12 protein-coding genes are annotated in these 12,799 nt (G+C 60.3%); 7 read left to right on the top strand and 5 right to left on the bottom strand.

The annotated features are described in order from the left end of the window. Positions 1-15: 15 nt before the first annotated feature. Positions 16-915, bottom strand: coding sequence for a lipid A hydroxylase LpxO (lpxO, locus tag CI807_RS21585; RefSeq protein ID WP_095016133.1), 900 nt, complete (start codon positions 913-915; stop codon positions 16-18). A 279-nt stretch (positions 916-1,194) separates the two neighbouring features. Between lpxO and CI807_RS21580 the strand changes: the two genes are divergently transcribed. Next, positions 1,195-1,581: a TIGR03067 domain-containing protein gene (locus tag CI807_RS21580; protein WP_095016132.1), complete on the top strand. Its 387-nt coding sequence runs from the start codon at positions 1,195-1,197 to the stop codon at positions 1,579-1,581. Between the two features lie 8 nt (positions 1,582-1,589). On the opposite strand, the gene CI807_RS21575 is transcribed toward CI807_RS21580, so the two are convergent. Next, positions 1,590-2,402, bottom strand: coding sequence for a bifunctional 2-polyprenyl-6-hydroxyphenol methylase/3-demethylubiquinol 3-O-methyltransferase UbiG (locus tag CI807_RS21575; RefSeq protein WP_095016131.1), 813 nt, complete (start codon positions 2,400-2,402; stop codon positions 1,590-1,592). Positions 2,403-2,557: 155 nt separating this feature from the next. On the opposite strand from CI807_RS21575, the gene CI807_RS21570 reads away from it, so the two are divergent. From CI807_RS21570 to CI807_RS21560, 3 genes are all read left to right on the top strand, one after another. Continuing rightward, positions 2,558-3,796 carry an MFS transporter gene (locus CI807_RS21570; RefSeq protein WP_095017594.1) on the top strand — a complete coding sequence of 413 codons (1,239 nt, stop codon included), beginning with the start codon at positions 2,558-2,560 and terminating at the stop codon, positions 3,794-3,796. Between the two features lie 142 nt (positions 3,797-3,938). After that, a complete protein-coding gene (locus CI807_RS21565) occupies positions 3,939-5,525 on the top strand; it encodes an ABC-F family ATPase (RefSeq protein WP_026000030.1) in 1,587 nt (528 codons plus the stop codon). Positions 5,526-5,689: 164 nt separating this feature from the next. Further along, entirely contained in the window at positions 5,690-6,865 is a 1,176-nt protein-coding gene (locus tag CI807_RS21560; protein WP_095016130.1) for an MFS transporter, read from the top strand. Here the strand turns inward: CI807_RS21560 and CI807_RS21555 are convergent. From CI807_RS21555 to CI807_RS21545, 3 genes are all read right to left on the bottom strand, one after another. Then, a complete protein-coding gene (locus CI807_RS21555) occupies positions 6,859-7,896 on the bottom strand; it encodes a dienelactone hydrolase (protein WP_033901196.1) in 1,038 nt (345 codons plus the stop codon). The genes CI807_RS21560 and CI807_RS21555 overlap by 7 nt on opposite strands. Positions 7,897-8,124: 228 nt before the next feature. Continuing rightward, positions 8,125-8,736: an FMN-dependent NADH-azoreductase gene (locus tag CI807_RS21550; protein WP_033901176.1), complete on the bottom strand. Its 612-nt coding sequence runs from the start codon at positions 8,734-8,736 to the stop codon at positions 8,125-8,127. Positions 8,737-8,855: 119 nt separating this feature from the next. After that, the gene (locus tag CI807_RS21545) at positions 8,856-9,782 is read right to left on the bottom strand and encodes an AraC family transcriptional regulator (RefSeq protein ID WP_095016129.1); all 927 of its coding nucleotides are present in this window, start codon (positions 9,780-9,782) and stop codon (positions 8,856-8,858) included. 158 nt (positions 9,783-9,940) lie between these two features. Between CI807_RS21545 and CI807_RS21540 the strand changes: the two genes are divergently transcribed. From CI807_RS21540 to CI807_RS21530, 3 genes are read left to right on the top strand one after another with little or no spacing between them, the layout of a single operon-like run. Beyond that, complete coding sequence (locus CI807_RS21540) at positions 9,941-11,320, top strand: NAD-dependent succinate-semialdehyde dehydrogenase (RefSeq protein WP_095016128.1); 1,380 nt, start codon at positions 9,941-9,943, stop codon at positions 11,318-11,320. Between the two features lie 59 nt (positions 11,321-11,379). Continuing rightward, entirely contained in the window at positions 11,380-12,288 is a 909-nt protein-coding gene (locus CI807_RS21535) for a LysR substrate-binding domain-containing protein (protein WP_095016127.1), read from the top strand. After that, positions 12,285-12,641 (top strand): MmcQ/YjbR family DNA-binding protein, encoded by a 357-nt coding sequence (locus CI807_RS21530; RefSeq protein WP_095016126.1) that lies wholly within the window; start codon positions 12,285-12,287, stop codon positions 12,639-12,641. Before CI807_RS21535 ends, CI807_RS21530 begins: the two co-directional genes overlap by 4 nt. Positions 12,642-12,799: the final 158 nt, after the last annotated feature.

The following is a 12,799-nucleotide window of genomic DNA, read 5'->3' as shown; positions in this document are numbered from 1 at the left end:
CCCGCACAGCGAACCTCAGATCAGCAGGAAAATCGCCGCCAACCCAGCAAATATCGCCCATTTTTCCAGGTAGTAGCGCGTACGATTGCGCTTTTTCAGCTCTTTACCGCGCAGACGAATCTTGTACAGGCGCGTGAACGCGCGGTTGAGCCCACCGGTCTTGTCACCGTCATCGTTGGGCGAACCTGCCGCCGCCATCACGTTACGGCTGAACCAACGGTTAAACGCAGCGGCCCAGCGGTATTTCATCGGACGCTCAATGTCGCAGAACAGGATGATGCGGTTCTGCTGCGTGGTGTTTTCGGCGTAGTGGATGTAGGTCTCGTCAAACATCACCGGCTCACCGTCACGCCAGTAGTAGTTTTCGCCATCCACATTGATGTAGCAGCCAGGATCGTTTGGAGTATCGAGGCCCAGGTGATAGCGGTACGAACCGGCATACGGATCACGATGGCGTACCAGTTTGGATCCGGGTGGAAGCTCGGCGAACATCGCGGCCTTGATCGAACCGATGCTTTGCACCAGCTCAGTGGTGCGCGGGCACAGCTTCATCGCTGAAGGGTGACTGTCGCCATACCATTTCAGATAAAAGCGCTTCCAGCCCGACTTGAAGAACGAGTTGAAACCCACGTCGTTGTACTGGTCCGAGCGCTTGATCTCCCCGGCACGCATCAAGTTCTGGCCTTCCAGGCGGATTTCTTCCCAGTGTTCCTGGAGCGGGCTCAGGTCAGGGAAATCGCTGGGCGACAGGTAAGGTCGGCTGGGGAGCTTGGAAAAGAGGTAGAGAAAGCAGTTGATCGGTGCCAGGAAGGTCGAATGATCACTGAGCTGGCGGCCCAGCTTGTGTTGCACCCGGCCACGCAGGTGTACATACGCAATCGAGGCAACGTAGAGAACAACAATGATGAGTTTCAAGAGATTTCGTCACATGTCAGAAGAGAACAGGCTGCTCCTGCGCGCCCACAACGGCCGAGGTTGGATAGCAGCACCTGAAATCACAATTCACACAATCGGCACGACCGGCTGAGTGACAACCCGGCTCGTGGCCCTTTGCTAGTTATTTAGCCACAGGTTGTAACTAAAAGTTAACTAGGAATTGTGAAAAGCTGTCTTGTGAATGTGATGCGTAATCAGGCCCCAAGTGCTAAAAGGCAACGCCATCGACGATTAACCTTTCAGCAAAAAGGAATTTGTATGTCATCCCTTACAGACCCGGACTTCCAAGCCCTCCAAGGCAGGTGGGAACAGACCTCACTCGAAGACAGCGGCGTGCTCAACCCCATCGATGCCCACAGCGCCCCTGGCGCGATCACCACGATCAGCGGCGAATGCTTCGAAGTGAAGACTGTGAGCGGCGAGGTGTTGCTGGCAGGGCGTTTTTTCCTGGACAGCAGCACGGTGCCCAAGAGCATTACCTGGATCGACTCCATGGGAGATGATGCAGGTAAACAGTTGCCCGCCAGTTATCGCCTTGACGGTGATGAATTTGTATTCATTGCAGCCGATGAAGGTATGCCCAGGCCAACCACGTTCCGTACGGCCCCAGGACAAACCATGCGCACGTTCCTGCGACGCGACTGAAAAGTCCCTCAGCCGGGACGTTTGGTGGCAGTCAACGTAAAACACATCGGCAATTGCGCAGGCTGGTGCTCGTACTGGTCGTACAGCTCTTCGCGGTTGGAATGCGCAAACTCCTGCAGGTGCCTGATCTGCAAGTCGGCGCAGATCGCCGCAGTGACCACGTCGCCCAGGGTGTGCACGTACCAATAAGAAGTCGGCCCCGCAACCTCGCCCTGGCCTTCATAGACAATCGACTCCTGCAGCACAAACGGCTCGCGCTGAAAGTAGGAGCTGGCCGGCAGGAAAGGGTTCTGCGCCCGTGGATCAAACACCTCCAGAAACGGATGGGTTTCATACATCACCAAGGTGCCACCAGGCTTCAGGGTGCTGGCGACATGGCGCATGAACTGCTCCACATCCGGCATCCAGCCCAGCACGCCGATGGTCACCAGCGCGATATCGAAGCGCGCCTGCAACTGTTCCGGCAACTGGTGAATATCACTCTCTATAAACTCAGGGTTGTGCGGTGAGACCTCGGCCAGTTCACGGGCCTGTTGCAGAAACGCTCGGGATTGATCCACGCCCACCACCGAGCGCGCACCCAGGCCATACAACGAAAGGCTTTCGCGGCCATTGTTGCAGCACAGTTGCACCACATCCTTACCGACCACCCCCACGTTTTGCAGCAAGCCGGTCAGCGTGGGGTCCAGGCAAGAAAAGTCCGCCGCGCCGACACTGTTGAGCAACGCGCTCCAGGTGTCTGTGGTTTTGTGCAAGCTGGCGGATTGGTCCCAGGCGTCCTTGTTGCTGGCAATCGCCTGTTGAGCTGAGGGCATGTCCATTGCGTCTCCAGAAATTCACGACAGCGGGGTGCAGAAAGTAAGCCAAGTGCCCTCGGATTAAAACCCCGAGAAGCGCACGAAACTTAACGCAGGGCCCACAGGTCATTAACGCAATGCGTGTTCAGCCCTTGAACGCCATCTCCGAAGACCGCGCCGTGGCCAAACACTCCGACCTGCGTAATGCCTTGTCCCTGAACAGCCTGAATTTCTTCCTGGCAGATGTGCGCGACGGCCTCGGCCCGTATCTGGCCATTTACTTGCTGGCCGTGCACAAATGGGACCCGGCCAGCATCGGCGTGGTCATGACCCTGGCAGGCATCGCGGCCCTACTCACCCAAGGACCGGCGGGTGCACTGATCGATCGCACCCGCAGCAAGCGCGCGGTAGTCGCATTGGCCGCCATCGTGGTGACCGGCAGCTGCCTGTTGCTGCCCTTTGTCAGTTCCTTCAGCCTGGTGGCGTTGACCCAGGCCGCCAGCGCCGTCGCCGCGTCCGTGTTCGCACCGGCCATCAGCGCGATCTCCCTGGGCATTACCGGGCCACGCGCGTTCACCCGCCGTACGGGGCGCAACGAAACCTTCAACCACGCCGGCAATGCCGTCGCGGCGCTGTTGGCCGGTGGCTTAGCCTATCTGTTCGGGCCGGTGGTGGTGTTCTACCTGATGGCGTTTATGGCGGTGGCCAGCGTCATCGCGATCAGTTGCGTGTCGGCCGAAGCGATCGACCATGAAGTCGCCCGAGGGTTTGACCCGGAGCATCACACGGATCACGAACAACCTTCCGGCATCAGCGTGTTACTGGCGAACCGCCCGTTATTGCTGTTCGCCATCTGCTGCGCGCTGTTCCACTTGGCCAATGCCGCGATGCTACCGCTGGTCAGCCAGAAGCTCTCGCAGATCAACCTGCAGATGGCCACACCGCTGACGTCGGCGTGTATTGTCGCCGCACAATTGGTGATGGTGCCGATGGCCTGGCTGGTCGGGCTCAAGGCTGACATCTGGGGGCGCAAACCCTTGCTGATGGCCGGGTTCATGATCCTGCCGCTGCGCGGGGTGCTTTATACCCTGTCCAGCGATCCGTACTGGCTGGTGGCCGTGCAGATGCTCGACGGCATCGGCGCGGGGATCTTCGGCGCGCTGTTCCCGGTGATCGTCAAGGACCTGACCCAGGGCACCGGACGTTTCAACGTCAGCCTGGGCGCCCTCTCCACCGTCTTCGGCCTGGGCGCGGCGCTGAGCAGCAGCCTGGCCGGTTTCGTGGTGCAACAGGCCGGCTACAACGCGGCATTCCTGACCCTGGCCGGCGTGGCGGCGCTGGCCTTGGCGCTGCTGTGGCTGGCGATGCCGGAGACCTTGGCGAAACCATCCTTCGCCGGACATACAACTGTCGCCTGACATATGCGACAATGCGCGCCAAATTCCAACACACATCCAAAATTTTCTGCTCAGCGACCGGGTTTCGCGCCTTGATGTCGCTGTTGACGCATGCCTGAAGGCTCCTGCCGCCACGCTCGCAACCCATTGATAGGTAAAGTAATTGATCTCCACAGCTAACATCACCATGCAGTTCGGCGCCAAGCCGCTCTTCGAGAACGTCTCGGTCAAGTTCGGCGCCGGCAACCGTTATGGTTTGATCGGTGCCAACGGTTGCGGCAAGTCGACCTTCATGAAAATCCTTGGCGGCGACCTTGACCCGTCCGGCGGCCAGGTCATGCTGGAGCCGAACGTTCGCCTGGGTAAACTGCGCCAGGACCAGTTCGCCTACGAAGAATTCACCGTGCTCGACACCGTGATCATGGGTCACGAAGAGCTGTGGAAGGTCAAGGCCGAGCGCGACCGCATCTACTCGCTGCCGGAAATGAGCGAAGAAGACGGCATGGCCGTGGCCGAGCTGGAAACCGAATTCGCCGAAATGGACGGCTACACCGCCGAATCCCGTGCCGGTGAACTGCTGTTGGGCCTGGGCATTCCCCTGGAACAGCACTTCGGCCCGATGAGCGAAGTGTCCCCTGGCTGGAAACTGCGTGTATTGCTGGCCCAGGCACTGTTCTCCGATCCTGAAGTGCTGTTGCTCGACGAACCGACCAACCACCTGGACATCAACACCATCCGCTGGCTGGAAAACATCCTGACCCAGCGCTCCAGCCTGATGATCATCATCTCTCACGACCGTCACTTCCTGAACAGCGTGTGCACCCACATGGCTGACCTGGACTACGGCGAGCTGCGCCTGTTCCCGGGCAACTACGACGAGTACATGACCGTGGCGACCCAGTCCCGCGAGCAACTGCTGTCGGACAACGCCAAGAAGAAGGCGCAGATCTCCGAGCTGCAATCCTTCGTCAGCCGCTTCTCGGCCAACGCCTCGAAAGCCAAACAGGCCACTTCCCGTGCCAAGGCGATCGACAAGATCCAACTGGCCGAAGTCAAGCCATCGAGCCGCGTCAGCCCGTTCATCCGTTTCGAGCAGAACAAAAAGCTGCACCGTCAGGCCGTCATGGTCGAAAAAATGGCCAAAGGCTTCGACGGCAAGCCGCTGTTCAAGGACTTCAGCTTCCAGGTCGAAGCCGGCGAGCGCGTGGCGATCATCGGCCCGAACGGTATCGGCAAGACCACCCTGCTGCGCACCCTGGTCAACGAACTGACCCCGGACGCCGGCAGCATCAAGTGGACCGACGCCGCAGAGCTGGGCTACTACGCCCAGGACCATGCGCACGACTTCGAAGACGACGTGACCCTGTTCGACTGGATGGGCCAGTGGACCCAAGGCGAGCAAATGATCCGTGGCACCCTGGGTCGCATGCTGTTCTCCAACGACGAGATCCAGAAGTCGGTGAAGGTGATTTCCGGTGGTGAGCAAGGCCGCATGCTGTTCGGCAAGCTGATCCTGCAAAAGCCGAACGTGCTGCTCATGGACGAACCGACCAACCACTTGGATATGGAGTCCATCGAGGCGCTGAACCTGGCGCTGGAGAACTACCCGGGCACGCTGATCTTCGTCAGCCACGACCGTGAGTTCGTATCGTCCCTGGCCACCCGCATCATCGAGCTGAGCGCCACGGGCGTGATCGACTTCAGCGGCACCTATGATGATTACCTGCGTAGCCAAGGTGTGGTGTTTTAAGAGCAGCCATTAGTTTTTAGCTGCAAGCGGCAAGATAGAGCCCCGTCCTGTGTGACGGGGCTTTTTGCATGTGTATGGCGCGCCATAATTAATAGATAGCCTGCTTTCTTTTCCCTTGGGCCCTTGCCATGATGCCCTCACCGCCCGCCCGCGAACGAGTGCCCATGTCTGCCGCCGCCCCCAGTTCTATGTCGATCACCCTGCAGATCGTCTCTATCGTCTTCTATACCTTCATCGCGTTTATCTGCATCGGCCTGCCGATCGCGGTGATTCCTGGCTATGTGCATGAGCAACTGGGTTTCAGCGCCGTGGTGGCTGGGGTCACGATCGGTTCGCAATACCTGGCGACTCTGCTCAGCCGCCCCATGGCCGGGCGCATGTCGGACAACGTCGGCACCAAGCGCGCGATTGTGTTGGGGTTGGCGGGGATTCTGGTCAGCGGCGTGCTGACGTTCTTTGCAACGTTGCTACAGAGCATGCCCACCGTGAGCCTGGGCATTTTGATCGTTGGCCGACTGTTGCTGGGCGTGGCCCAAGGGCTGATCGGCGTAGGCACCATCAGTTGGTGCATGGGTGCAGTGGGCGCGGAACACACGGCGCGCTCAATCTCCTGGAACGGCATCGCGTCCTACGGTGCCATCGCCATTGGTGCGCCGCTGGGCGTGGTGATGGTGGCTGAATACGGCTACAACAGCCTCGGCATTGCGCTGGCCGTATTGTCCGCGCTGGGCCTGGTACTGATCCGCAATAAACCCTCGGTGCCGGTGGTGCGGGGTGAGCGCTTGCCGTTCTGGGCGGTGTTCGGGCGTATCGCGCCCTTTGGCGCCAGCCTGTGCCTGGCCTCCATCGGCTACGGCACCCTCACCACCTTTATCACCCTGTACTACCTCAATCGTGGTTGGGCCGGCGCGGCGTACTGCCTGACGGTGTTTGGCGTGTGTTTTATCTTGTCGCGGCTGGTGTTTATCTCTGCGATCAGTCGGTTCGGCGGCTTTCGCGCGGCAATCGCCTGCATGACCATCGAGACGCTGGGCCTGACGTTGCTCTGGCTGGCGCCGTCGACAGGCGTGGCGTTGATTGGCGCAGGGCTGACCGGCTTTGGCTTGTCGCTGGTGTATCCGGCACTCGGCGTGGAAGCCATCAAGCAGGTACCCAACAGCAGCCGTGGTGCAGGCCTGAGTGCTTACGCGGTGTTCTTTGATTTGGCCCTGGCGATTGCCGGGCCGTTAATGGGCGCCGTGGCACTGAACCTCGGCTATGGTTGGATCTTCTTTTGCGCCGCGCTATTGTCGGTGACTGCCTTGGGCGTGACCGTTCTGCTTAAGCGTCGCGCTTACTGATCTGCCGTCTGCATCCCGGCGCGGGTGGCTTGGCCGAGGGTGTGGCTGAAAAAACGTCCTGCCTCGGAAATCAGGTCACGGTGGATACCTTCGCGGTCGACGCCGTCGGCATCCGTGCAGATCGCTGGCATCGCCGCCAACTGATCACTGTCACACGGCGCCATGAACACGAAGTGCCCTGCTCCGGCCAACAGCTTGAAATCCGGCGGCTCGGGCAGTTTGCGCGCGAGCGCCGCGGCGTTCTTGTCCACCGCCACCAGTTTGTCGCCGTCACCGCTGTAGAGCAGCACCGGCACATGCACGTCGGCCAGGGTGTGACGGCCAAACATCAAACTCAACGGCGCCATCAGCATCAAGGCATGAATACGCGGGTCGGATTGCGGCTGCAGGTCATCGCGGTCCACCACCAGTTCGCCTTTGGTGGTGCAGGCGTCACGGTCTTCCGGGCGTTCCTGGCAGTAGCGGCGCAGGCGGTCGAAGTCCGGCTTGGCACCGGCCAGGATCAACGCAGTTTCACCGCCCGCTGAATAACCGATCACGCCGACCTGATCGACGTTGACGAAGGGGGACAGCATCGGGTCGCCCAAGGTGGCGGTGATTGCTTCGGAAATCTGGATCGGCCGACCATACAGGTTACTCACCGTGCCCAGGCGACTGTGGTCTTTGTAGTTGTCGCCAGGGTGCAGCACGGCCACCACCACAAAACCTTTGCGCGCCAGCGAGGTGGCCAGGTCGTGCAAGGCCAGCGGCGTGCCGGTGTTGCCATGGGACAGCATCAGCATCGGAAAGCGGCCGATGGCAATCTTGGAATCTTCCGTGGCGGCGACGCGATAGGCGCCCAGCGGCGTGCTGTGCTCAAGCCCGGTGGAGGGATAGAAGGCGATGGCCTTCATCGGCTGCAAATCCAGCGGATCCAGGAAGGTCATGCGATGAAAGCCCACACTCCAATGCGGGTGCGGCGCAGGCGCGGCGTGCACTGAAACCAGGCCACCGAGCAGGGAAAGAACCATAACAGCACAAAGACGCATCATGAGGATGTCCACCTTTGCTGCATAAAGACCGGCATGTCGGGTTGAAAAGTCCATGGTTCAAGGCGCTCGACCGGGTGATAAACCCATGCGTGCATAACCTGGGCCAAAATAATGACAGCGGCTAAACGAAAAAACTCCGTAGTCCGGTCGTTTTGAGGCGATCAGAATACAGAGTTTAGACGTCCCGTTTCAGAATGAAACGGGGAAAGGCACGGTTTTACCTAAGCTTTACGCAGCCGCGAACAATTGTTCGTTGATGAGTACGTTGGCGTCGCTCAAGGACTTGCTGCGGAACTCATCGCCATACGCCAGGCCGTGGGCGCGGACGAACTCGATGTCGGTGATGCCGAGGAAGCCCAGCAGCACTTTCAGATAATCTTCATGGGCCACACCGGTCGCCTGGCCGACATGCAGGCCGCCCGAGGTCGACACAACGATGACTTTCTTGTTGCCGCACAGGCCTTCCGGACCGGCTTCGGTGTAGCGGAACGTCTGGCCGGCGACGGCAATGCGGTCGATCCAGGCTTTCAGTTGAGTCGGGATGGTGAAGTTGTACATCGGCGCAGCGATCACCACCGCGTCAGCGGCGAGGAATTCAGCCAGGGTCTTGGCGCTGAGCTCTGCTTCGTGCTGTTGCGCGGCATTACGCTGATCAGCCGGAGTGCCCAGGGCGCCCAGGGTTGCGCCGGAGAAGTGGTTGAAGCCTTCGGCGGCCACGTCACGGTAGGTCACTTCCACACCCGGCTCAGCCGCTTGCCAAGCCTTGACCACACCAGCGCTGAGCTGACGGGACGCCGAGTTGTCGCCGAGGATGCTGGAATCGATATGCAACAGTTTCATGCGGGATCTCCAAGTGAGGATCGCGACGGGGCGATCAAGTGGGGTTGATCCTACAGATGATCCGAATAAACGATTAGACGGCTGGAATGCGACTGTTTGTCCTGCTGGCAGGACAATCTTCAGTGCGACGACACATAGATCGACGCTGACGTCGGTGCGGGCAACGCGTAGGTACGCTTCATCCACTGGATTTCTGCCTGGGGCGTGCGCCCGAAGAAGCGTTTGAACTCGCGGCTGAATTGCGAGGCGCTTTCATAACCGACCTGGGCACTGGCCGTGGCAGCGGTGATATCGCTGCGCAGCATCAACAGGCGCGCCTGGTGCAAGCGTGTGGACTTGAGGTACTGCATGGGCGAGGTGTCGGTGACGGTGCGAAAATGCGCGTGAAAGCTTGGCACACTCATCATCGCTTCCCGCGCCAGCGTTTCTACGTCCAGGTGCTGGTGGTAGCCCCCATGGATCTTGCGAATCGCACGCGCCACCTTGCCGAACTGGCCCTGGCGATTCAGGGCTGCGCGCATCGAGCCACCCTGCTCGCCCGTCAGGATTCGATAGTAGATCTCGCGCATCAGCGCCGGCCCCAGAATCTGCGCATCCATCGGCACGCTCATCACTTGCAGGAAGCGCAGCAATGATTCACTGAGCCGGTCATCCATGGGTGAAGAATACATGCCCCGTGGCTTGGCCTCGATCAATTCGGGGAAGTCTTCCAGCGCCACCATCAGCTGCGCCGCGAGGGTGAAATCCAGGCGCAGATACACCGCCAGCATCGGCTCAGCCTCACTGGCGTCGGTCTCCATGGTGAAGGGCACCGGCACCGACACCACCAGGTAGTGCTGGGCGTCATACAAGTAAACCTCATCCCCCAGGTAACCACGTTTTTGCCCCTGGCAGACGATCACGATGCCGGGGTCGTACAGCACCGGGACCCGATGCAACGGGCGATTGGAGCGCAGGAAACGCACGTCATCCAGTGCGCTCAGGTTATAGCCTTCCACAGGCGCCAAGGTGCCCATCAGCTCGATGATTCTGCCTGTGCGATCCATGTTTGCTGGCCTTTGCGTAAAACGCCACGTTAACGCGCAATCCACTGCGAGGCTAGGAACTTATAGGAATAGGCAATCAGCACATTGGAATGGATATTCGCTCAAACCCCGCATTTGCGTAGCCTGAAACAGCACTTTCACCCCTCGGAGATTTCCCCATGCTTATCGTCCACAACCCTGCCACCGGTGAAGAAATCGGCCGTATCGCCAAGCACACCGCAAACGAGGTCAAGGCTGCCGTCGACCGCACCTGCGCCGCCTTCCCTGACTGGTCCTCCAAGCTTGCCAAGGAACGCAGCGACATCCTGCGCCGCTGGCACGACGCGGTAAAAGCCGACAAGGAAGCCTTCGCCGAACTGCTCTGCCGCGAAAACGGCAAGTGCCTGAGCGAAGCCCGCGGTGAAATCGACTACGGCCTGGGCTTTATCGAGTGGTACGCCGAAGAGGCCAAGCGCGTGTATGGCGACACCATTCCCACTCACGACCGCAATGCCAACGTGATGGTAACCAAGGAGGCCATCGGCCCGGTCGCCGCCATCACCCCGTGGAACTTCCCGTTCATGATGATCACCCGCAAGGTCGCCACAGCGCTGGCGGCCGGCTGCACCATGGTGATCAAGCCTGCAGAAGACACGCCCCTCACCGCCCTCAAGTTGCTGGAATACGCGCGCAAGGCCGGGATCGAGGCAGGCGTTCTGGAAGTGGTCGTGGGCGACCCGAAGGCAATTGGCCCGATCCTGACAGGAGACCCACGCATCCGTAAAATCTCGTTCACCGGCTCCACCGGCGTCGGAAAGCTGCTCGCCGCACAATGCGCCGCCAGCATCAAGAAAATGACCCTGGAACTGGGCGGCAACGCGCCGTTTATCGTGTTCCAGGACGCCAACCTCGACGAAGCGGTGAAAGGACTGGTCAGTGCCAAACTGCGCAACTCGGGCCAGGTGTGCATCTCGCCAAACCGCATCTTCGTGCAACACAGCATCCTCGAGGACTTCATCAAGCGTTTGAAGCGCGCCGTGGCCGAGATCGAAGTGGACCAGGGCTTGCGTGAAGGCTTTGTGGTCGGACCCATGGTCAATCAACTGGGCTTCGACAAGGTGGCGCGCCTGGTCACAGACGCCAAGGCCGCCGGGGCCAAGGTGTTGATGGGCGGTAAGCCCCACGCCAAAGGCGGCCTGTTCTACGAGCCGACGGTGTTGACCGGCTTGCAGGACGATTCTCCCCTGGCGACCGAGGAAATCTTCGGCCCGGTGTTCGCTCTCTATTCGTTCAAGGATGAAGCCGAAGTGATCGCCCGCGCCAACCAGACCGAATTCGGCCTGGTGGCCTACGCCTACACCAGCGCGCTGGGACGGTCGTTGCGCCTGTCGCGCCAGTTGGAGGCCGGGATGGTGATTCTCAACTCGGGGTCAGTGGGGACCGCATCAGTGCCGTTTGGCGGCATCAAACAGTCCGGTTATGGCCGTGAAGGCAGCTATTACGGGATCGAGGAGTATGTACACGTGAAGTACGTGTTGATGGCCGGCGCACATTTGTAGTGGATTTGCCCTCGTCAGACGCGGATAGTTCGTCCCACTGACAGGACAATAGGTTTTTCATGCAAGACCTCAACGACCTCTACTATTTCGCCAAAGTCGTGGAAGCCGGTGGCTTCGCTGCTGCCGGCCGGCTGCTGGGGATTCCCAAGTCGCGGCTGTCGCGGCGTATCGCCGAGCTGGAAGAACGCCTCGGCGCGCGCCTGCTGCAACGCACTACCCGCCAACTCACCCTCACCGCCGTCGGCGAGCGCTACCTGCGGCATTGCCAGGCGATGCTGCTGGAAGCGGAAATGGCCGATGAGGCAGTGGCCAGCATGTCCAGCGAGCCCCGTGGACGGCTGCGCGTCAGTTGCCCGGTGGGCATGGCCCAACACATCCTGCCGGAATTGGTGGCCGGGTTTCTGGCAGCGCATCCCCAGGTGCAATTGGAGATGACCCTGGTCAACCGCCGTGTCGATTTGGTCGCTGAAGGCATCGATGTCGCCCTGCGGGTACGCGAGCTGGGCGATGAGGATCCGCTGTTGGTGACCAAGCGCCTGCGCCAGGCCCAGACCGTGCTGGTGGCCAGCCCCATGCTGATGCACGGCCGTGAGGTGACGACCCTTGAGGACCTCAAGCAGCTACCGATCCTGGGTGCGCTGGAGGCAGATCGCCTGGTGCATCAACGCATCCTCGATCCCCAGGGCAACACCCACGACCTGGCGATGGAAGCCCGGCTGGGCATCGACGACTTCATCGTGCGCAAGGCCAGCGCCATCATGGGCCTGGGCTTTACCGTCCTGCCGATGATGTATTGCGAAGAGGAGTTGGCCAACGGCCGGTTGGTGCAACTGCTGCCGGAGTGGTCCTTGCCTGGCGGCTGGCTGCAAGCGGTGTACCCGCATCGTCGCGGCGTGTTGCCGGCCATTCGTGCCTGGATCGATTACCTGGAAGAAGGTTTCAAAGGTTGCGGAGACCGCCTGCTATGAAGATGACCGAAGAACAAGTCGCCGCGTTCTGCCTCAGCCTGCCGGGCGCGCGGGAGGATTACAAATGGGGCGGCGTGCGCGTGTTTTCGATTGCCGGCAACAAGATGTTCGCACTGCAGAACCTAAGGGGTGATTCGTTGGCGTTCAAGGTCGACAAGGCGTTGTTCCTCGGCCATGTGGACCGCCCAGGCATTCACCCGGCGCCGTACTTGGCGCGGGCGCAGTGGGTCATTATGAATACGCCCTATCCGTTGGGGGATGAAGAGTTGCGTGGGTTGTTGCGGCGTTCTCACCAGCTTGTCGTCAGCAAGTTGCCCAAGCGCACGCAGGTAGGGCTGTTGCTGGACGATTGAGGCAAAGCACCTTGGTATCTAGTGACTATCGGTTGCTTTGCTTTTGATTTGCTTTGCTTTGCTTTGCTTTGCTTTTGATCTCAGGCGCCCCGTCAACCACGCTGGCCGAACGCAGGCTTGAATCCGTGGGTAACCCGGCAGGACGCCGGGTTAGCCGC

It is taken from the genome of Pseudomonas sp. NS1(2017) (assembly GCF_002269425.1).
In the GTDB taxonomy this organism is placed as follows: domain Bacteria; phylum Pseudomonadota; class Gammaproteobacteria; order Pseudomonadales; family Pseudomonadaceae; genus Aquipseudomonas; species Aquipseudomonas reactans.
The sequence above is the reverse complement of the archived record's forward strand: the minus strand, read 5'-3'. Positions and strand labels throughout refer to the sequence as shown.

Bases quoted from the DNA above. Each gene is read 5' to 3' on its own strand.
- CI807_RS21575 (WP_095016131.1), bottom strand. From the start codon at position 2,402: ATGGACATGCCCTCAGCTCAACAGGCGATTGCCAGCAACAAGGACGCC.
- CI807_RS21555 (WP_033901196.1), bottom strand. From the start codon at position 7,896: ATGATGCGTCTTTGTGCTGTTATGGTTCTTTCCCTGCTCGGTGGCCTG.
- CI807_RS21580 (WP_095016132.1), top strand. From the start codon at position 1,195: ATGTCATCCCTTACAGACCCGGACTTCCAAGCCCTCCAAGGCAGGTGG.
- CI807_RS21540 (WP_095016128.1), top strand. From the start codon at position 9,941: ATGCTTATCGTCCACAACCCTGCCACCGGTGAAGAAATCGGCCGTATC.
- CI807_RS21550 (WP_033901176.1), bottom strand. From the start codon at position 8,736: ATGAAACTGTTGCATATCGATTCCAGCATCCTCGGCGACAACTCGGCG.
- CI807_RS21530 (WP_095016126.1), top strand. From the start codon at position 12,285: ATGAAGATGACCGAAGAACAAGTCGCCGCGTTCTGCCTCAGCCTGCCG.
- CI807_RS21535 (WP_095016127.1), top strand. From the start codon at position 11,380: ATGCAAGACCTCAACGACCTCTACTATTTCGCCAAAGTCGTGGAAGCC.
- CI807_RS21560 (WP_095016130.1), top strand. From the start codon at position 5,690: ATGTCTGCCGCCGCCCCCAGTTCTATGTCGATCACCCTGCAGATCGTC.
- CI807_RS21545 (WP_095016129.1), bottom strand. From the start codon at position 9,782: ATGGATCGCACAGGCAGAATCATCGAGCTGATGGGCACCTTGGCGCCT.